The sequence below is a fragment of the Rhizobium esperanzae genome (assembly GCF_002204185.1).
GTDB lineage: Bacteria > Pseudomonadota > Alphaproteobacteria > Rhizobiales > Rhizobiaceae > Rhizobium > Rhizobium esperanzae.
This window is the reverse complement of sequence record NZ_MXPU01000004.1, coordinates 145,570-163,210: the sequence shown is the minus strand read 5'-3', so window position 1 is coordinate 163,210 and position 17,641 is coordinate 145,570. Positions and strand designations below refer to the sequence as shown.

The following is a 17,641-nucleotide window of genomic DNA, read 5'->3' as shown; positions in this document are numbered from 1 at the left end:
TTTGTCCCCTCAGCGAAAGCGACTATCGGCGTTCACGTCCGGCACATAGCTCTTATCCTGATTTCTTGACGTCCTCGAATCTGAGGCCGAAGCGCGCGAGATATTTACTCAGGCGATCGGCGTCGTTGCTGCTCTTTTTCTCCAGTCGCGACATCGCAAACAGGGCTCTGCCCGCAGCACTTGCCGTGGCGTGTTGACGGCAGGTGTGAAGAACGGTGGCAAGCTGGGCCGTGTCGAAGTGATCGAGGCGAGCCGCCGTCTCTGCACCCAGCACTTCTTCAATGATCAGATCCACCCTGCCGTCGTCACTTGAGCTGCGCCAAAACGCATTCAATCGTCGGACTTCGTCATCAACGACGTCGGTCGTGATGCGCCCATGCGGCGCGAGGGTCGCCATACGCGTCACCGACGCCGAGAGATCGCGAAAGTTGGCGCTCCAGACGGCTTGTGAGCCGGTTGCGAAAGTCAGGTAGCGGTCGCGTGCTTCCTTGTTGAAAGTCACATTTTCGCCTTCTCGTTCCAGATAGCGCCTGAGCTCGAAGTCGAGATTAGGTTCTATGTCCTCCTTGCGCTCGCGCAGGGCCGGCAGCCGGAAAGTCCAGAGGTTCAGGCGGGCATAGAGATCTTCGCGGAACCTGCCTTTGCGGACATCTTCGCCAAGATCGCGATTGGTGCCGGCAATCAGCTGAAAGTCCGCGGACGCCTCCCGATCAGCGCCCACGGGCAGGAACTTCTTTTCCTCGATGGCGCGCAGGCACATGGCCTGTTCGTCGAGGCCGAGTTCGCCAATCTCGTCGAGGAACAGCACGCCTTTGTCGGCGGACTTGAGCAAGCCGGCACGCTCGCCGGCCGCGCCGGTAAATGCGCCCTTCACATGGCCGAACAGGGTGGACATGGCCTGATCGCCGCGCAGGGTCGCGCAGTTGACCTCGATGAACGGACCACTGACCTTGCGCTGGCTCTTCTTCAATTCGTAGATCCTGCGGGCGAGTTGCGATTTGCCGGCACCGGTCGGCCCGGTCAGCAGAACGGGCGCGGTCGAGCGGATCACCACCCTTTCGATCTCGTCGATCATTCTGTTGAAGGCGGCGTTGCGGGTCGAAATTCCGGATTTCAGGAAAGAAGCAGCGTCTTCCCGCTCGGAAGCGAAGCGCTTGGCGATCTCGTCATAGCGGGACAGATCGAGGTCGATGATCCGGTGCGTGCCGGCGAAATCCTGCTCCGGGTCGCGGTCGCGCGGCGGCGAGAGCTGCAACAACTGGCCGGGAATGATGCGGGCTTCGGTCAGCAAGAACCAGCAGATCTGTGCGACATGGGTGCCGGTGGTGATGTTGACGAGATAGTCTTCCGTTTCGGGGTCGAAGTTGTAGTTGCGTGCAAAGTCCCTGAGGTTGGTATAGACCTCCGAAAAATCCCAGGGGTCCCGGAAGTTGATGATGTTGGTCCGCACCTCCGTTGCCGGCGCCACGGTTTCGATGTCGGCAACGATACGGTGACAGAGAGCTTGCGAGTGGTTTTCGAGGATCAGCTCCAGCCGGTCGATGAACAGGCCCGGTTGCTGGCAGAGCGCGACATTGGGGCGCCAGCGGCTCCAGCGATTTTCCCATTTCCCTGCGTCCAGGGTGGTCCCCAATATGCTGATGGCGACGCGGCGCTTCATGACTTATCCAAAATTATAAAGAAAGATAATCGGCGATAATATAATCGGGATCGGATCTTCGCAATTCATGATTGCGCTCGGCTGAGGCATAAAAATTTCTCTTTTGAAAACAGATGGATGAACGAACGTTTCGCGTATCTCCCGCTCCCTTCTTCAAACTGGCACGCGTCTTGAAATGTATCTGGCACGAACCAAACAACAGGTGCTGTCATGGTCAACAAGGCGATCTTCAAAACCTACCTCGGAAAACTGCTTCCGGGAACGGACACAAAAAATCATGAAGCAGCCCCGGCCTACCAGCTGACGCCGCGCGAGGCGCTGGCGCAATATGCCGTGACCGGCACGTTCAACGGCACCTTCTATGCTGATGGAGCTGAGCAGCTGGACGCGGTAAAGACGCTTGCCCTTCAGGTCGAGCCGGAATTTCTCGCCAAGCTGGCTGTTTATGCCGCTGAAAAGGGTCACATGAAGGACATGCCGGTGACGCTGCTCGCCATGCTCTCCGGCCTTCAGAGCGATGCCTTCGTCCGTGCATTCCCGCGGGTGGTGAAGAGCGGCAAGATGCTGCGCGGTTTCGTCCAGGTCATGCGCTCCGGCGCCACGGGTCGAAAGTCGCTCGGCACACGCCCGAAGAAGCTGGTGCAGGCGTGGCTCGAACGAGCCAGCACCGAGCAGATCCTGCGTGCGATGGTCGGAAACGATCCTTCGCTTGCCGACGTCATCCGCATGGTGCATCCGAAGCCGGCCACAGGGGAGCGCAAGGCGCTTTATGCCTGGGCGATCGGCAAGCCGCACGACTACGCGGCGCTGCCGGAACTCGTCAAGGCATTGGAAGCGTTCCGGCGTGACCAGACGGGGCCGGTGCCTGATGTGCCGCTCCAGATGCTGACCTCGCTGCCGCTGACGCGAGAGCATTGGGTCGAGATCGCCCGCAAGGGCGGCTGGCAGATGGTGCGGCAGAACCTCAACACCTTTGCACGCAACGGCGTGTTCAAGGTCGAGGGTTTTGCCGAGGCGCTGGCGGCGCGGCTTGCCGATCCGGAGGAAATCCGCAAGGCAAAGGTCTTCCCCTATCAGTTGATGATGGCGTGGAAGATGGTCGATGGCCAGGCTCCGGATGTCGTGCGGGATGCGCTTCAGGACGCAATGGATATCGCCATCGCCAATGTGCCATCGCTGATGGGCAATGTGGTGCTCTGCCCCGATGTGTCGGGATCCATGAGCTCGCCCGTGACCGGCTATCGGAAGGGCGCGACCTCCTCGGTCCGTTGCATCGACGTCGCCGGTCTGATGGCCGCGGCGTTCCTGCAGCGCAACCCGAAGGCGCGCGTGCTGCCGTTCGAGAATGACGTGGTGCGCGTCAGCCTCAACAAGCGGGATTCGGTGATGACCAATGCCGGTAAGCTGGCGAAAATCGGTGGCGGCGGAACCAACTGCTCCGCACCGCTGAGGATGCTGGCAAACGAGAAGGCCAAGGTCGATCTCGTGGTGTTCATCTCGGACAATCAGTCCTGGGTGGATGCGCGCGGCAGCGGTCAGCCGACGGCGGTGATGACGGAATGGGCCAGGATCAAGCGGGTCAACCCGGCTGCAAAGCTGGTCTGCCTCGACATCCAGCCCCACGCCACGACGCAGGCGCCGACGCGGGACGACGTGCTCAACATCGGTGGCTTCTCGGACGCCGTCTACGGGGTGATCACTGCCTTCGCGGCCAATAGCAAGGGAGCGGATGGCTGGGTGAAAGCCATCGAGGCAATCGAGCTCTGACGGGCTCACAGGAAGCAATATCCTCGCGCTGCCGTGAACGGCGCGGGGACCCGTGACGAATGCCGGATGAAACTACAGATCGTTAATCTCCTGGTCGCGGGTTCGAATCCCGTCGGGTCCTCCAGTTCATGGACCCGTAGCTCAGCGGATAGAGCAGGACGTTTCACCACACCTTGTCGTCACGGACATATGGAATGACATGGCGAATGCATGGGGAACTACATCTGTGTCGCGAGTTCGAACCTCGCCAGGGCCTGGTCCTGTAGCTCAGTTGGTAGAGCAAGCTGTTTCCCGGACACTTGTCGCCATGACGAAGATTGCAGTGGCGAATGCCGGACGGAACTACAGCCTCCAAAGTTGGATGGTCTGGCAGGTTCGATTCCTCCTGGGCATACGCTCTCTGGCACGAGCGGGGCCATCCGGTTTCGTCCACCCTCGTCGCCGCTGCAAACTCCTGCCATGAAGGAATGGACTACCCCCGGCGAATGCCGGCGGGTGAAGAGAAGCAAACTGAACAAGAAGGACTGCAGACGCAGAAAAGACAATGATAGCGGTGATGAGCGGACAGGATTTGATCGATGCCGGCATGAGCCAAGGGAAGTGGTTTCGCCCGGCTCTCGATGCGGCCAACGCGGTTTTGAGCCAGGGTGGCTCGGTGACCGATGCGCTGGAGGCGGCAAGGGCCTTCCAGCCCGGGCCGACGCTTGCCTTGAAGGCCGATAACGATATCGAGATCTATTCCAACATCCGCGCCGAGAATGCCTTCGAGCAGGACAATGTCGAGAAGGTGAATGCGACGATGCGGGCGCTGGTGCGCACACCGGTCGTCCGGGCCGCGGCGATCATGCCGGACGCCTGCCCGGCGGGTCCGGTCGGAACGATCCCGGTCGGCGGCGTAGTGGCGTCCGAAGCGATCCATCCGGGCATGCATTCGGCCGATATCTGCTGCTCCATGGCGATTTCGATCTTTCCCGGCGTGGATCCGAAGACGCTCCTGGACGCCGTGCACGCGGTGACGCATTTCGGTCCGGGCGGCCGTCCGCGCGGCGCGCAGCTCAAGCCTTCCGAGGCGACGCTTTCAGCCTTCCAGCAGAATCCCTATCTGCGCGACGGGGCGCTGAGCGCCGGCATCGAGCATTTCGCGACCCAGGGGGACGGCAATCATTTCGCCTATGTCGGGGCGATGAAGTCGACCGGGGAAACCGCGCTTGTGACCCATCACGGATCGCGAGCACCGGGGGCGCGGCTCTACGACAAGGGCATGAAGGTCGCCAACCAGTTTCGGGAGCGCATTTCGCCCGAGACGCATCGGGAAAATGCCTGGATTCCGGCGGATACCGAGGAAGGTGAGCTTTACTGGTCGGCGCTGCAGACGATCCGCCAGTGGACGAAAGAGAACCACTATGTCCTTCACGACATGGCGGCGGAAAAGCTCTCGGCCAAAGTCGCGGACCGCTTCTGGAACGAGCATAATTTCGTCTTCCGGAAATCGGACGGACTGTTCTACCACGGAAAGGGTGCCACCCCTGCCTTCGACAACTGGGCGCATGACGCGACCGATCTGACCATCATTCCGCTCAATATGGCGGAACCCATCCTGATCGTTCGCGGCTCGAACGCTGCTCATGGCCTCGGCTTCTCGCCGCATGGCGCCGGCCGCAACTTTTCGCGCAGCGCGCATATGAGGCAGCTGTCCGCCGAGTATGGGGCGGATTCGCGAGGTCTGAGCCCGAACAACATCGCGGCTATCCTGGAGAAGGAAACAAGCGGTCTCGACACGCGGTTCTTCTCCGGTTTCGCCGATGTGTCGGAACTGCCGAGTGCCTACAAGAGCGCTGCGAACGTGCGGGCGCAGATCGAGCACTACGGCCTCGCCGAAGTGGTCGACGAGGTGATCCCCCACGGGAGCATCATGGCCGGCGACTGGCAGCAGAATGCGCCCTGGCGTAAAAAGCGCCGGTGAACACAGAGGGAAGGCAACCAGGCTTGCCTTCCCTCAAATGCATGCTCAGACATAGGGCGGTTGTCGCCTTTGATTTTGTTCAAAGCGGGGGCGTCTCCCCTCTGTTAATCTCTGTCAGCTTGCCGGATTACGCGCCGTGACGATCCACGCCGCGCCGTCGATCATTATCGACCGCTCGCCGGGGCGGTCCGCGAAGGCGGCACGCACCGCGGCCGAGGCGCGGGCGCGGATGTCGTCTGGCTGATCAGCGAGCGCGCGCGACAGCGGGCCGACCTCGAGTGTCATCTCCACCGCGTCGTCGATTGCCGCGTCCCGCGTCCTCCCCTCGCCGAACGCGATGGAGGCATCGAATGGCGCGATAGCGATATCGGTGAAGCCAGCCGCCGTCAGGATACGCGCCACCCGCCCCCGGTCGCCAAACGAGAATGGGCCGGGCGCTTCGGGATCGGGCGGCGCGGTCGGCGGGAGGATGCCCTTGATCGCGCCCATCGGCAAGCGCACCCAATCGTTCTCGGCCATGCCGCGCCAGCAGACGAAAGCGACCCGCCCGCCCGGCTTGAGTGTACGGCGCATATGGGCGAACGCCCCTGTCGGATCGTCGAAGAACATCACCCCGAAGCGCGAGAACAGGATATCGAACGTGCCCTCGGGCAGCTTGGCGCGGCTGGCGTCGGCCACCTGGAACAGGACCGGCGTGTCCTGCGGCGCTCGCTCGCGCGCTCTGCCGATCAGCGGTTCGGAAATGTCCACGCCCAGCACTTGGCCCCCCGCGCCGACGCGGGCGGCCAGATCCAGACTCGACGCCCCCGCGCCGCAGCCGACGTCCAGCACGCTTTCGCCGATGGCGGGCGCGGCGGCTTCGACCGCGGCCTGGCCGAACACCGCCAGCATGGCATCGAGCCGGGCCTGGTTGGCGACCCAGCGCTCCCCGCTTTGGCCATTCCAGTCGGCTACCTGATAAACATTTTTCTCTGCCATGCCATATCCTGTTCTGATCCGTTCTTAACTAGGTTATCCGCCCGCCTGGCCGCTGCCACCGTGCGCGGCGATGAACATGGCGACGGCCGACCGGCAATAGGATTCGATTTCCTTGTCGTCCTCTGCTCTTGCCGGATCGAAGCGCGCAATAATCAGGAGATCGGATCCTTTGAAAAGCGCGCCAAACAAGCGGGCGGACTGGAGAGGATCAGGCACGTTCAGAACCGCCTTCGCGTGCAACTGGCGCAACACGGCCTCGATTTGGGCGACGACATGGGCTGGGCCGGCTTCGTAATGGAGCTTGCTCAACGACGTTTGATTCGTCTTGTCGGCCATGACCATCGCTTCGACACTGCGGACGTCCGGGCTCAACAGCGTGCGAAGGAGGGACGATCCCACCGCCATGAGCTGCTCTTCGGCGGAACCGTCGACGCCTTCAAAAAGGGCTTGTGGTGCAAACTGGTGGCAGCGGGCGGCGACGGCCGCGCTGAACAGCGCCTCCTTGTTCTCGAAGTGCCGATAGATGCTGAGCTTGGATATCTTCGCTCGCTGGGTGACCTTGTCCAATGTCGTCGCTTGAAAACCCAATTCCACAAAGAGTTCGTATGCTGCGTCGACTATCGTTTGGCCAAGCGCCTCGTTGGCTGGCCGGCCGCGCCGGCCTCGACTATCTTCGGTCACGAGCATTAAGATCCTTGACAGTATCGTTATTCATGCTTTACGATACCATACAGTATCGGAAATGTGCAAGCCAAAGAGTGGATTTATCCTGTCCTCAAAATCGAGTTTCTCCAAGCCGCTTGGCCATATCGATGCGTATCGGTGGACGGGACGCGGCAAGGCTCAGCCAATCACACTCCCTCAACAGCACGGAGCTTATCACCATGGATGACGTCATCATCATCGGCGGCAGCTTTGCCGGTCTCGCCGGCGCCCTGCAGCTCGGCCGTGCCCGCCGCAGGGCCACCGTTCTCGATACCGGCTTGCCGCGCAATCGCTTCGCCGGCCACTCGCATGGCCTGCTCGGCCACGATCACAAGCCGCCGCTGGACATCCTGGCCGAGGCGCGGCAGCAGCTGGCACGTTATCCCACGGTCAGGCTGATCAATGCCCGGGCCGACAGCATCTCCGGCGCCATCGACAACTTCTCCGTCCTCACTGGCGATGGCGAAAGCCTTAAGGCGCGCCGCGTGATCCTGAGCTATGGGATCGCGGACCAGATGCCTGATGTTCCGGGCTTTGCCGAAAGCTGGGGCACTTCCATCGTGCCCTGCCCCTATTGCGATGGCTTTGAAGTCGCTGGCCAGCATTGGGGCCTCGTCTGGTCCAGCCGGCAGTCGCACAATCAGGCCAGGCTTTTCCACGATTGGACCGACAGGTTGACGCTGTTCGCCGATGGTCACGATATTCCGCCCGACATCCGGGCCGATCTGGCACGTCGCAACATACCTGTCGTCGAGGGCCGGATCACCAGGATCGCCCATCACGGGAGCCATAACGCCACCGTCAAACTCGACACCGGCCCCGATGTCGCGGTCGACATCCTGTTCGCCCATCCGCGCAACAAGCCGTCCGCCAGCCTGCATGAAGCACTGGGCCTCGCCACAGTCGATACGCCCAGCGGCATCGCCCTCAAGGTCGATGAGCGCCGCGAGACCAGCATGCCCGGCATCTTCGCCGCCGGCGATCTCGCCAATCCCGGAATGCCCTCGGTCACCACGGCATCATGGCAAGGCGCGATGGCGGGTATCTTCGCCCAGCAGTCGATGCTGGTTTGAGAACAGCGAATCCCTTCTCCGGGTTCTGGCGGGGGACGAGCGCGCCGCTGGCGCTGGTTCCTCAGCCTCGAAATGTATAGCTGCTGATCGAAGCCGGTTTCATCTCGATTGAGAAGCCCGGCAGAACCGGCGGCATATAGGCGGCGTCCTCAATCCGGCAGGGGTCGAGGAAATGTTCGTGGAGATGGTCAACATATTCGATGACGCGGCCATCCTTGGTGCCGGAGACGGCGACATAGTCGATCATCGACAGATGCTGCACATATTCGCAGAGACCGACTCCGCCGGCATGCGGCCAGACCGGCAGGCCGAACTTGGCGGCGATCAAAAGCACGGAAAGAACCTCGTTCAGCCCGCCCATCCGGCAGGAATCGATCTGGACGATGTCGATCGCGCCTTCGGCGATGAATTGCTTGAACATGATGCGGTTCTGGCACATCTCGCCGGTCGCGACCTTCACCGGGCCGATTGCCTGGCGGATCTTGCGGTGGCCGGCGACATCGTCGGGGCTTGTGGGTTCCTCGATGAAGAAGGGCTTGGCGAAAGCAAGCGCCTTGACCCAATCGATCGCCTGACTGACGTCCCAGACCTGGTTGGCGTCGATCATCAGGTAGCGATCGGGACCGATCACTTCGCGGGCTATCCTCAGACGGCGGATATCGTCGTCGAGATCACGGCCGACCTTCATCTTGATATGGTTGAAGCCGGCATCGATCGCTTCCTGGCAGAGCCGGCGCAATTTCTCGTCTTCATAACCCAGCCAGCCGGCCGACGTCGTGTAGCAGGCGTAGCCCTCCTTTTCGAGAATGGCGATCCGTTCCGCCTTGCCGGCTTCCGCCTTCTTGAGGATAGCGACCGCTTCATCGCGCGTCAGCACGTCGGTGAGGTAGCGGTAGTCGACGATATCGGCGATCTCTTCCGGCGACATCTCGGCGATCAGCCGCCAGGCCGGCTTGCCGGCCTGTTTGGCAAGCAGATCCCAGACAGCGTTGACGACGGCACCGGTCGCCAGGTGAATGGCACCCTTTTCCGGGCCGATCCAGCGCAACTGGCTGTCGCTGGTCAGGTGCCGCCAGAATTTGCCGGGATGGGCGAGAACTTCGGCGAGGTCGGTGCCGATGACAAGATGGCGCATCGCTTCGATCGCCATGCAGCAAATGTCGTTGCCGCGGCCGATGGTGAAGGTCAGGCCATGGCCGGCAAGGCCTGGAACATCCGTGTCGAGAATGACATAGGCGGCCGAATAGTCGGGATCGGGGTTCATCGCATCGGATCCGTCCAGGCTTTGCGAGGTGGGAAAGCGGAGATCGAAGACGCGAAGGTCGGTGATGCGGGTCATGGTGTTCCTCCCGATTTATGGGGCCAATTGCGATAGGCGGACCGGCCGGCGGTCTGCCGACCGCGTCACGAGCCGACGTCAGATCGTCCAGCCGCCGTCGATGGCGATCGCCTGGCCAGATGTGTAGGTAGCGCCGGCGAGATAGACGGCGAGATCAGCGATCTCTTCCGGCGTGCCGAGCCGGCCCATCGGCTGGCGGGCGATGAAGGCGGCGCGGGCCGCATCATAATCGCCCTGGGCGCGCATGCGGTCCTGCAAGGACGGACTTTCCACCGTGCCGGGGCAGATGGCATTGCAGCGGATGCCTTGAGCAACATAATCGGCGGCGACCGATTTGGTAAGACCGATGACCGCCGCCTTGGTGACACCATAGGCGAAGCGATTCGGCACGCCCTTGATGCTGGAGGCGACGGAGGCCATGTTGATGATCGACCCGTCCTTGCGTTCGAGCATGCCGGGCAGCACCGCCCGGATGGTGCGGATCATTGCCTTGACGTTGAGGTCGAAAGCGAATTCGAGATCGGAATCCGGCATTTCCAGGATCGAGCCGGCATGGACGAAGCCGGCGCAGTTGAACAGCACGTCCACAGCGCCGATTTCGGCGACGAGCGCCGTGACCGCATCCCCATCGAGCACGTTGAGCTTATGGGTGGAGACGCCGGTTTCCGCGGCAAGGGTCGCCAGCGCATCGGTGTTGATGTCGGTTGCATGGACCTTGGCGCCGGCCGCGGCAAAGGCTGCCGCCGTCGCCCGGCCGATGCCCTGGCCGGCCGCGGTAATGAGAACGGTCTTGCCGGAGAGTCTGTTTGTCATGTCACGGGCCTCTTCTGGATTGTCTACAATGAGACGATGCATGCGGTTATCTTGCCGAAGGCCGAGCAGTGATGGAATAGCACGTCCATCAGAGCCTGCCATTTTCTCTCTTTGCGCGTTTCGTCCGGTCTGGAGCAAGGCACGAAGCCTCGCCTCGTTTCTGCTGATCGGCTATCTTCAATTATGATTTGTCTGTTTATAGACAAACAGACGATTGGCCAAGGGTCACGCGTGAAGTTTTCCTTTTCCGGCCGTGGTTCTGCGTATATGCAGAACAATATTCACAGGAGGAAGGAATGGAGACCGACGAGTCAGACCGCTACCGCGCTCCTGCCCTTGACAAGGGTCTCGATATCCTGGAGCTGCTTGCCGGCGTCGACAGCGGCCTCACCCAGGCGGAGATCGCCAAGCGGCTCGACCGCAGCCCCAATGAATTCTATCGCATGCTCGACCGGCTGGTGCGTCGCGGTTACGTCACCCGGCTGGACGGCGATCGTTATTCGCTGACGCTGAAGCTCTTCGGTCTTGCGCAATTGCATGCGCCTGTGCGCCGGCTTGCCTCCTACGCCACGCCGCTGATGCGCGATCTCGCCCAGCGCACCCGCCAGGCCAATCATCTCGCCGTCTTCGACCGTGGCGCCGCCGTTGTCATCGCCCAGCAGGAGGCGCCGGACTATTGGGGCTTCTCGATCCGCATCGGCGCTCATATCAGCCTGTTCGACACCGGCTCGGGGCATGTACTGCTCGCCTTCCGCAGCGACGAGGAGCGGGAAATGATGATATCGGAACATGCGCGCAACCGCGCCGATATCGACCTTGGCGCGGAATTCTACGATCGTCTCGACCAGATCCGCGAGCGCGGCTACGAGATGATGGCGAGCGTCCAGACATCGGGCGTCTACAATCTGTCGGCGCCGGTTCTCGGGCCGGATCGGCGTTGCATCGCCGCCCTCACCTGCCCCTTCATCGCCCTTGTCAACGCCCCGTCCGCCCCCGACATCACCCAGACGATCACGCTGGTGCAGAAGACCGCCGCTCAGCTTTCGCTGCTGGCCGGGGCGGATGTCGTCAATTCCGGCTGAACAGGTGGCAGGAGCTCGGAGTTTCTATTTGAATAATCCATTCACTGGAAATAGGTTGCGGCAGAGGTCATTTCTGGAGGAGGAACGCGTGCTCATCGACACCCATTTGCACATCATCGACCGCTCGGCGCTTTCTTATCCCTGGCTTTCCGGCGTGCCGGCTCTCGATCATGACTTTCTTTATGAGACCTATGCGGCCGAGGCGCGGCGCTGCGGCATTACCACGGCGCTGCATATGGAGGTCGATGTCGATCCGGCCGTGATGCAGGCTGAGACCGACCACATTGCCTCTCTCGCCAATGAGCGAGGCAGCCTGATTGCCGGGGCGATCGTCTCCTGCCGCCCGGAAGAGGAGGGTTTTGCAGCCTATCTCGAACGGCAGAAGGCCGATCCCTTCGTCAAGGGCTTCCGCCGCGTGCTGCATGTCGTGCCTGACACCATCTCGGAAGGTGTCCTGTTTCGAGACAATATCCGGCGCATCGGTGGCAGCGGCCTGACCTTCGACCTCTGCACATTGCCGCACCAGGCCGGTCGCGTCACCGCTCTCGTCGATCTCGCGCCCGACGTGCAGTTCGTCCTCGATCATTGCGGCGTGCCGGATATCCGCTCCGATGCCTTCGAGCCATGGAAGGCCGGCATTTCGGAGATCGCCCGCCGGCCGAACGTAATCTGCAAGATTTCCGGCGTTGTCGCCTATGCGGATGCGCAGACATGGACAGCACAGACGCTGACGCCCTATATCGAACATGTGATCGCAAGTTTCGGCTGGGATCGTGTCGTCTGGGGCAGCGACTGGCCGGTCTGCACGCTCGGCGGCGGCCTTTCCACCTGGGTTGCAGCGACCCATGCCGTCATCTCCGGCAGCAGCGAGACGGAGCGGTCCAAGCTGCTCTTCGCCAATGCCCAGCGCCTCTGGTCACTGTAACTTTTTGTTTACGCTGCCCCGATCCTTTGGCAGCGAAACCCGCCGCGAAAGTTTGCGCACCATGTCCGGCACCCTGAAATCGGATGATGTACCCCCCAAAAGTGCTACTTTGGCATGTTTTTTGCTGCTGCTAATATGAAGCGATGCAATGTTTCGGTTTGGGACGACTTACAGCCAAACAATTGCTAGCTTTGTGTGTCTCAGTTACAAGTTGTCAGACACGGATATGGCGAATAACCTCATGTCCGTGTCCTCAGGAGGGAAAACAAATGAAAGAAGAACCGCACGCAGTGGACGTTCATGTCGGAAAGACGATCCGCATACAGCGTCTGCTGCGCAAAGTTTCGCAGACGGAATTGGGCGATCGTGTCGGCGTAACGTTTCAGCAGATCCAGAAATACGAAAAAGGCTCCAACCGCGTTTCCGCCAGCATGCTGGTTGAAATCGCCGGCGCGCTGAATGTCGACGTCAGGACGTTCTTCGACGACCTGTCGACCCCTGAAACGGCTAACGACAACCCCGCACCCAGCGAGGAATTCGTTATTTCGCGCGAGGGTGTCCTTTTGAATGCGGCGTTCTTCTCGATCAAAAACGAAGCTCTTCGCAAGAAGATCCTGAAGCTTGTTCAGGCAATTGCCCATACCGAACAGGTCGACGGTGAAGCGGCCGAATAGGCCGGGTCTCCTTCACACGATCCTAACGGACGGCATGAAGGTCAATGGCGATCGATCAGGATCAGATTCTCGCTAGCGTCCTTCATTGCGATCTTGGCCTTGCTGCCGAGCAGTTTCTCGAGGTTGACGTCAAGTTCCCTGTCCGGATCTATGCCGTCCCAATCGATTACGACCTGCAGCAGCGCCATGTTCGTCAGGTGCATCAGATTACGCAGCTGAAGTTTTTCAGCCTCCTCCTTGGCTGCCGACAGCAGCCGGAAGATCCTTGCGTATTCACTGCCTGTACCTTCGTTATGTTGTTCAAACATTGTTCTCGCCCCCTTGGCCGTGAAGCCTCAGATTCCATCAGTACTGCATCATTTCGCCGAGACCGTTATTCTAGCGTTACAGGAGTCACATCGCGTGTGACTTCGGCGTGCAAAAGCTCCCAATGCGAGGTTGCGGCAAAGCGCCAGTCACGGTTGACGGGCGCGAATTCGTCGCGGTGCAGCCACTCCAGCACCAGCCGTGCATCGTCGCGTTTGCGTTCGACTCGATTCTTGCGGAGAGCGGCGAGAAGGTGATCGCGGCGCGGCTTTCGAAAATGGCACTCGTCGACCACACGCGCATAGGTGCGCTCGGAGAAATGCAGGAAACGGCCGGAGAGCAGCAGTTTCTTGCGCTCACCCGTCGAAATCTCCCCGCAGGCATAAAGCGCATTAATCGTGGGTTCGAAATCGACCCAGGGTACGGAAAGCGGCAACCAGCCAAGCGCCTGCGGCGCATGTACCAGCGCGACGGCCTCGTCGTCGAGGAGCCTCCCGGACTCGTAATCTTCGAAGATCGAGCCGAGGCCGACCATCCCGAACGGAGCGCATTCCGCAGCCCGCAATGCGCCCATGCTGGCGCCGCCGGCTACGGCGACATCATGTTCGAGCGCGTAAAGAATTTCCTTGTGCCAGACCGAAGGCAGCTCGCCGAAATAGCCGTCGACGAGGCCGATCGCGGTGGCGCCATCCTCCACCGCCTTCAGGATGTCGCCGCGGGCGGCGGGCGGGCGGAAATCGATGCACGGAGAGATATTTCTCGCTGCGGCAAGGCCGCTGCCAAGGCTCGGACCGACGAACAGAACCTTCATGATTGGGCTCCTCTCATGGTGTTAACGGCGCGCAGGCCGAGCTGGATGTACTGACCTGATATATCGACCTCCAGGCCCGGCACGATCACCCTGACGACCGAGACCGGCAAAGCCGGATGGGCAAAGGGCACGGCGACGATCTGCTCGATCCCGCTCGCCACCAGCCGGTCGGCTATGTTGCGGATGGTCTCCTGGATCGTCGCGGCACGGCGATGGCGGCTCTGAAAGGCGCGCATCCGGCCGTCGCTCTCGCAGAGTTCGACCAACTGCTGCATCGCCGCACTCTTGTCGAGACGCTGATAGATGCGCGGCGAGAAATCGTCGCGGCTGCCGGCGATCGCCGTCAGCCGGCTCTGGGCCGCCTCGGTGATGGCACGCAGCGCGGCACGCACGGGATCGGGATGGCAGCCGCAGCCGCCGCAGACATGCGACCAGCGCGCGTCGACGCGGTCGGAAAGATTGCCCGGCATGATGACGGCCAGAAAAGCCGGAACGCCGATATCCGTGGTCATGTCAAGCAGCAGCAGCCGCATGCCGGCGCGCGAAATCCGGTCGGTCATGACATCGATGACCGCATCGCCGAAGGAGGCGGGATCGATGCGGCTCTCCTTGAGGCGCTGCGGCGATTTCAGCTGGGTCAGGGCCCAGGCGTCGCGCTCGACCAGCTCGCAAAGCCCATGCAGGACCGCTTCGGACGGCGTATTGCCGGAGGCAAGCCCATCACTCGACTGCTCGAAACCCGAGGGCCGCTCGCCGCGATGGTCGAGGCCGACGAGCCACCAGGGGACGAAGACGCTGCTGCCGGACAGAACGTCGAGGCCGGAGCACCAGGGGATGGGGTCGCCGCCGATTTCATCGGGCGCGCATCGTGCGACATTGTCGAGATCGATCATGGCGGCGCGTTCCGCGCGCATGCTCTCCACCGTCGCCTGCGTCAGGTCGGCGGGCAGAATTTCCGCGATCCGCGTCTCGATCGCTTCCATGGCGGCCGAGGCCATGGCGGCATCATTGTCGATGCCTTTGCCTTGGAAGACCGAAAGCGTGTGGCTGTTCGGCCTCGTCGCGAAGGCGACGGGGATGTTCAGCACGTCGAGAGCCGTCAGCAGGCCGACGCGCGTAATACCGAATTCGCGCAGATGCGGCCTGATGGCTGCAAGTGTCTGCGCCGGCGTGACTGCTCGGTCGTGATAGTCGCTGACGCCTGCCGATGATCGTTCGAGGTCACCGGCAAGCGTTTCGAGGTCGGCGAAGGCGGACATACCGATCTCGTCCCTTTAACGAAACCTCAGGGCATGCGTCAGGCTCTCGAGCCCATTGGCGGAGACGTTGAGTTCGTCCTGCTTCAGGGCTGCTTTGGCGGCTGCGGAAAAGCGCAGGGACTGTGTCTGCGCGGCGGGAGTTTCAGCATTCGTCTTCATGTTTCATCTCCGATTGATTAAACGGCGCGTTTCTGCCGTTAACCATTCGAAGGAAACATTGCCTGCGTCATTTAAGCGTTACAGGCTTCGTTAAAAGGCGATGCAATCACGGAAGACCGGCAAGCTGCAGGCCTCTTATCAGCGGTTCCGTAAAGGCGGGGTCGCGATCGGGAACGAAGTGACGGATATCGTCGCTGCGGAAATCAGGGAAGTTTTCAAGGACGACCCGGGCGTAATTCTCAGCCTTGCCCTGATCGCCCGCCATGGCATGAGAGGCTGCCAGCAGGCGCGCCGTTGCCTGCTTGGTCTTCACCGGTTCCAGCGCTTCAATCGCCTTTTTATATTCTTCGCGCATGAAATGGATGCCGCCGAGGTTCCAGTAATAATAGTCCGGCGGCAGCGGATTGAGCTTGAAAGCCGCGTTGCTCAGCTCCAGCGCCCGATCGAAATCGCCGTCGTGAGAAAGCGCATCGGCGTAATCGGCAAGGATGTCGGCGTCGTTCGGATTGAGATCCTGAGCCTGCTGGAAATAGTCCAGGCTTTCGTCGAAACGGCGGCGATACAGCGCCACGAAGCCGAGTTCGCGGTAAGCCCGGCCGCTGTTCGGGTCGGATTGCTGCGCCAGCCGGGCCGCACCGTTCGCCTCATCGAGCAGTTCGGTGTCCTGCATGCCGCGGATCAGCCATTCCATGCCGAGCGCACGCGATACGCCGGCATGGGCGGCCGAGAAATTCTCGTAACGATTAAGCGAGGATCTGAACCATTTTCGCGCCTGGCGCAGATGCTGCAGGTCGGTATGGGCGATCAGCCGCTTGCCCTCCAGATAGAGACGGTAAGCGGATGGTGGCGCCTCGCCGATCGGCATCGCCAGCTCGTGGCGTTCGACCGTATCGGCAAGCGAGGAGACGATGCGCCGTGTCAGATGCGCGAAGGATTCGCTGATCTTCTGCATGACCAGCGGCAGTTCCAGAGCCCAGATCACCTCCGATGTCGTCGTCCGCGTCAGACGGCAGGTCGCATAGACATCCTCGTCGCGGCCTTGGATGGTGACGTAAACCGCATAGTCGAAGCTAATGTCGAGCGCACGGGGCACCACGCGGGCCGGATCGACCGAACGGCTGAGGATTTCGAGGCTCGTATGGGCTGCGATCACCTTGAAGCCGCGCTGCTGGCTGAGGCCGATGGTGACGTCCTCAAGCAAGGCTCTGCCGACGCGCTCCATCAGCGCATCGGTGAAAATGCTTTCCGGCGGCAGGATGATGATCCGCGGCTGACCGAGCAGATCGGCGAAGCCGCCGGGCACTGCCGACGGACGTTCGGCCGCTGCGGGCTGAGCTGCCGGGATCAGGCCGAGTTCGCGGGCAAGCGCGGTGGTGCTTACCTCCGGCTCGGTGTCGAACTCCTCCTTCAACTGGCTCTTGCACTTCAGATAGGACTGTCGGGCGGCGGCCGGATCGTTCATCCTGACATAAGTGCGCATCAGCGACCGATAGGCCGTCTCGCTGGCAGGGTCGAGCTCCAGCAGGCGACGGGCAAAGGCCACCTGCTCCTCATCCGATCTGTCTTCAGCGGTTTCCACCAGCCGCGCCAGATGGGCGGCGCGCAATTCATCGATGCGCTGGCGCTCGAAAGTCAGCCAGTCTTCGGCGCCCTGCGTCGGCGACTTGGCGCCTTCAAGCAATTCGCCATTCAGAATGTCGCCGTCTTCGGCCGCGAGCGGCCCTTTCTGCTTCAGTATATGGACGTCGACCTCCCAGCCGTCGGCAAGGCCGATATGGGTTCGGGTCGCTTTCAGCAGCGGCGGAAGGTCGGCGGGAATGCTTTGCTCGATGCGCGCCAGCAGCTGGCGCAGACTGCCTGCGCGTTTCTCCGGGGCTTCCGATTGCCAGAGCTGCCGCCTGACGGTTTCCCGGTCGAGTTCGAGATTGGTTTCGGCGGCGAGCATGGCGAAGAGAAAATAAGACTTCTCCGGCAAGGGGAGTTCCCTCCCCGCTGCCAGCAATCGCGGTCTTCCGAGCAGGCAAAGCCTGTTCGTCGACATCTGTCCGGATGTCCGTTGCATCCCGCTTCTCACCCCTGAAGACCAGACGCGCATACGCACCTGTCACTCAGGAACATGTTAGAGCG

The 17,641-nt window shown here is 61.6% G+C and carries 16 protein-coding genes; 6 read left to right on the top strand and 10 right to left on the bottom strand.

Annotated elements, in window-relative coordinates; all coding sequences use genetic code 11:
- Positions 1-52: 52 nt before the first annotated feature.
- Positions 53-1,660, bottom strand: coding sequence for an RNA repair transcriptional activator RtcR (gene rtcR, locus B5E41_RS07215; protein WP_088392256.1), 1,608 nt, complete (start codon positions 1,658-1,660; stop codon positions 53-55).
- A gap of 210 nt (positions 1,661-1,870) precedes the next feature.
- Here rtcR and B5E41_RS07210 point away from each other — a divergent pair, with 210 nt between their 5' ends.
- Entirely contained in the window at positions 1,871-3,427 is a 1,557-nt protein-coding gene (locus B5E41_RS07210) for an RNA-binding protein (protein ID WP_088392254.1), read from the top strand.
- Between the two features lie 556 nt (positions 3,428-3,983).
- On the top strand, positions 3,984-5,390 hold the full coding sequence (locus B5E41_RS07205) for an RtcB family protein (protein ID WP_088392668.1): 1,407 nt from the start codon (positions 3,984-3,986) through the stop codon (positions 5,388-5,390).
- A gap of 114 nt (positions 5,391-5,504) precedes the next feature.
- On the opposite strand, the gene B5E41_RS07200 is transcribed toward B5E41_RS07205, so the two are convergent.
- Both B5E41_RS07200 and B5E41_RS07195 read right to left on the bottom strand, forming a co-directional pair.
- On the bottom strand, positions 5,505-6,368 hold the full coding sequence (locus B5E41_RS07200; RefSeq protein WP_088392252.1) for a class I SAM-dependent methyltransferase: 864 nt from the start codon (positions 6,366-6,368) through the stop codon (positions 5,505-5,507).
- Positions 6,369-6,401: 33 nt separating this feature from the next.
- Positions 6,402-7,055 (bottom strand): TetR/AcrR family transcriptional regulator, encoded by a 654-nt coding sequence (locus tag B5E41_RS07195; protein ID WP_088392250.1) that lies wholly within the window; start codon positions 7,053-7,055, stop codon positions 6,402-6,404.
- A 197-nt stretch (positions 7,056-7,252) separates the two neighbouring features.
- Here B5E41_RS07195 and B5E41_RS07190 point away from each other — a divergent pair, with 197 nt between their 5' ends.
- Complete coding sequence (locus tag B5E41_RS07190; protein WP_088392248.1) at positions 7,253-8,146, top strand: NAD(P)/FAD-dependent oxidoreductase; 894 nt, start codon at positions 7,253-7,255, stop codon at positions 8,144-8,146.
- Positions 8,147-8,207: 61 nt separating this feature from the next.
- Here the strand turns inward: B5E41_RS07190 and B5E41_RS07185 are convergent, their stop codons facing one another.
- Positions 8,208-9,485: an L-fuconate dehydratase gene (locus B5E41_RS07185; protein ID WP_088392246.1), complete on the bottom strand. Its 1,278-nt coding sequence runs from the start codon at positions 9,483-9,485 to the stop codon at positions 8,208-8,210.
- A gap of 78 nt (positions 9,486-9,563) precedes the next feature.
- Positions 9,564-10,298, bottom strand: coding sequence for an SDR family oxidoreductase (locus B5E41_RS07180; RefSeq protein WP_011428284.1), 735 nt, complete (start codon positions 10,296-10,298; stop codon positions 9,564-9,566).
- A gap of 296 nt (positions 10,299-10,594) precedes the next feature.
- Between B5E41_RS07180 and B5E41_RS07175 the strand changes: the two genes are divergently transcribed.
- From B5E41_RS07175 to B5E41_RS07165, 3 genes are all read left to right on the top strand, one after another.
- On the top strand, positions 10,595-11,380 hold the full coding sequence (locus tag B5E41_RS07175) for an IclR family transcriptional regulator (RefSeq protein ID WP_088392244.1): 786 nt from the start codon (positions 10,595-10,597) through the stop codon (positions 11,378-11,380).
- An 88-nt stretch (positions 11,381-11,468) separates the two neighbouring features.
- Positions 11,469-12,305 (top strand): amidohydrolase family protein, encoded by an 837-nt coding sequence (locus B5E41_RS07170; RefSeq protein ID WP_088392242.1) that lies wholly within the window; start codon positions 11,469-11,471, stop codon positions 12,303-12,305.
- Positions 12,306-12,574: 269 nt separating this feature from the next.
- Complete coding sequence (locus tag B5E41_RS07165; RefSeq protein ID WP_064808765.1) at positions 12,575-12,979, top strand: helix-turn-helix domain-containing protein; 405 nt, start codon at positions 12,575-12,577, stop codon at positions 12,977-12,979.
- A gap of 41 nt (positions 12,980-13,020) precedes the next feature.
- On the opposite strand, the gene B5E41_RS07160 is transcribed toward B5E41_RS07165, so the two are convergent.
- The 5 genes from B5E41_RS07160 to B5E41_RS07145 all read right to left on the bottom strand — a co-directional run bounded on the left by B5E41_RS07160 (position 13,021) and on the right by B5E41_RS07145 (position 17,576).
- Positions 13,021-13,287, bottom strand: a complete 267-nt coding sequence (locus tag B5E41_RS07160; protein ID WP_004668299.1) for a hypothetical protein — start codon at positions 13,285-13,287, stop codon at positions 13,021-13,023.
- A 65-nt stretch (positions 13,288-13,352) separates the two neighbouring features.
- Positions 13,353-14,096, bottom strand: a complete 744-nt coding sequence (locus B5E41_RS07155; RefSeq protein ID WP_088392240.1) for a TfuA-like protein — start codon at positions 14,094-14,096, stop codon at positions 13,353-13,355.
- Positions 14,093-15,355 (bottom strand): YcaO-like family protein, encoded by a 1,263-nt coding sequence (locus tag B5E41_RS07150; RefSeq protein ID WP_088392238.1) that lies wholly within the window; start codon positions 15,353-15,355, stop codon positions 14,093-14,095. Before B5E41_RS07150 ends, B5E41_RS07155 begins: the two co-directional genes overlap by 4 nt.
- Positions 15,356-15,370: 15 nt before the next feature.
- Positions 15,371-15,514: a hypothetical protein gene (locus B5E41_RS31625; RefSeq protein ID WP_164517828.1), complete on the bottom strand. Its 144-nt coding sequence runs from the start codon at positions 15,512-15,514 to the stop codon at positions 15,371-15,373.
- Positions 15,515-15,620: 106 nt separating this feature from the next.
- Positions 15,621-17,576: an AfsR/SARP family transcriptional regulator gene (locus B5E41_RS07145; protein WP_088392236.1), complete on the bottom strand. Its 1,956-nt coding sequence runs from the start codon at positions 17,574-17,576 to the stop codon at positions 15,621-15,623.
- Positions 17,577-17,641: the final 65 nt, after the last annotated feature.

Bases quoted from the DNA above. Each gene is read 5' to 3' on its own strand.
- B5E41_RS31625 (WP_164517828.1), bottom strand. From the start codon at position 15,514: ATGAAGACGAATGCTGAAACTCCCGCCGCGCAGACACAGTCCCTGCGC.
- B5E41_RS07175 (WP_088392244.1), top strand. From the start codon at position 10,595: ATGGAGACCGACGAGTCAGACCGCTACCGCGCTCCTGCCCTTGACAAG.
- B5E41_RS07145 (WP_088392236.1), bottom strand. From the start codon at position 17,576: ATGCAACGGACATCCGGACAGATGTCGACGAACAGGCTTTGCCTGCTC.
- B5E41_RS07155 (WP_088392240.1), bottom strand. From the start codon at position 14,096: ATGAAGGTTCTGTTCGTCGGTCCGAGCCTTGGCAGCGGCCTTGCCGCA.
- B5E41_RS07200 (WP_088392252.1), bottom strand. From the start codon at position 6,368: ATGGCAGAGAAAAATGTTTATCAGGTAGCCGACTGGAATGGCCAAAGC.
- B5E41_RS07210 (WP_088392254.1), top strand. From the start codon at position 1,871: ATGGTCAACAAGGCGATCTTCAAAACCTACCTCGGAAAACTGCTTCCG.
- B5E41_RS07150 (WP_088392238.1), bottom strand. From the start codon at position 15,355: ATGTCCGCCTTCGCCGACCTCGAAACGCTTGCCGGTGACCTCGAACGA.
- rtcR (WP_088392256.1), bottom strand. From the start codon at position 1,660: ATGAAGCGCCGCGTCGCCATCAGCATATTGGGGACCACCCTGGACGCA.
- B5E41_RS07205 (WP_088392668.1), top strand. From the start codon at position 3,984: ATGAGCGGACAGGATTTGATCGATGCCGGCATGAGCCAAGGGAAGTGG.
- B5E41_RS07185 (WP_088392246.1), bottom strand. From the start codon at position 9,485: ATGACCCGCATCACCGACCTTCGCGTCTTCGATCTCCGCTTTCCCACC.
- B5E41_RS07165 (WP_064808765.1), top strand. From the start codon at position 12,575: ATGAAAGAAGAACCGCACGCAGTGGACGTTCATGTCGGAAAGACGATC.
- B5E41_RS07190 (WP_088392248.1), top strand. From the start codon at position 7,253: ATGGATGACGTCATCATCATCGGCGGCAGCTTTGCCGGTCTCGCCGGC.
- B5E41_RS07160 (WP_004668299.1), bottom strand. From the start codon at position 13,287: ATGTTTGAACAACATAACGAAGGTACAGGCAGTGAATACGCAAGGATC.
- B5E41_RS07195 (WP_088392250.1), bottom strand. From the start codon at position 7,055: ATGCTCGTGACCGAAGATAGTCGAGGCCGGCGCGGCCGGCCAGCCAAC.
- B5E41_RS07180 (WP_011428284.1), bottom strand. From the start codon at position 10,298: ATGACAAACAGACTCTCCGGCAAGACCGTTCTCATTACCGCGGCCGGC.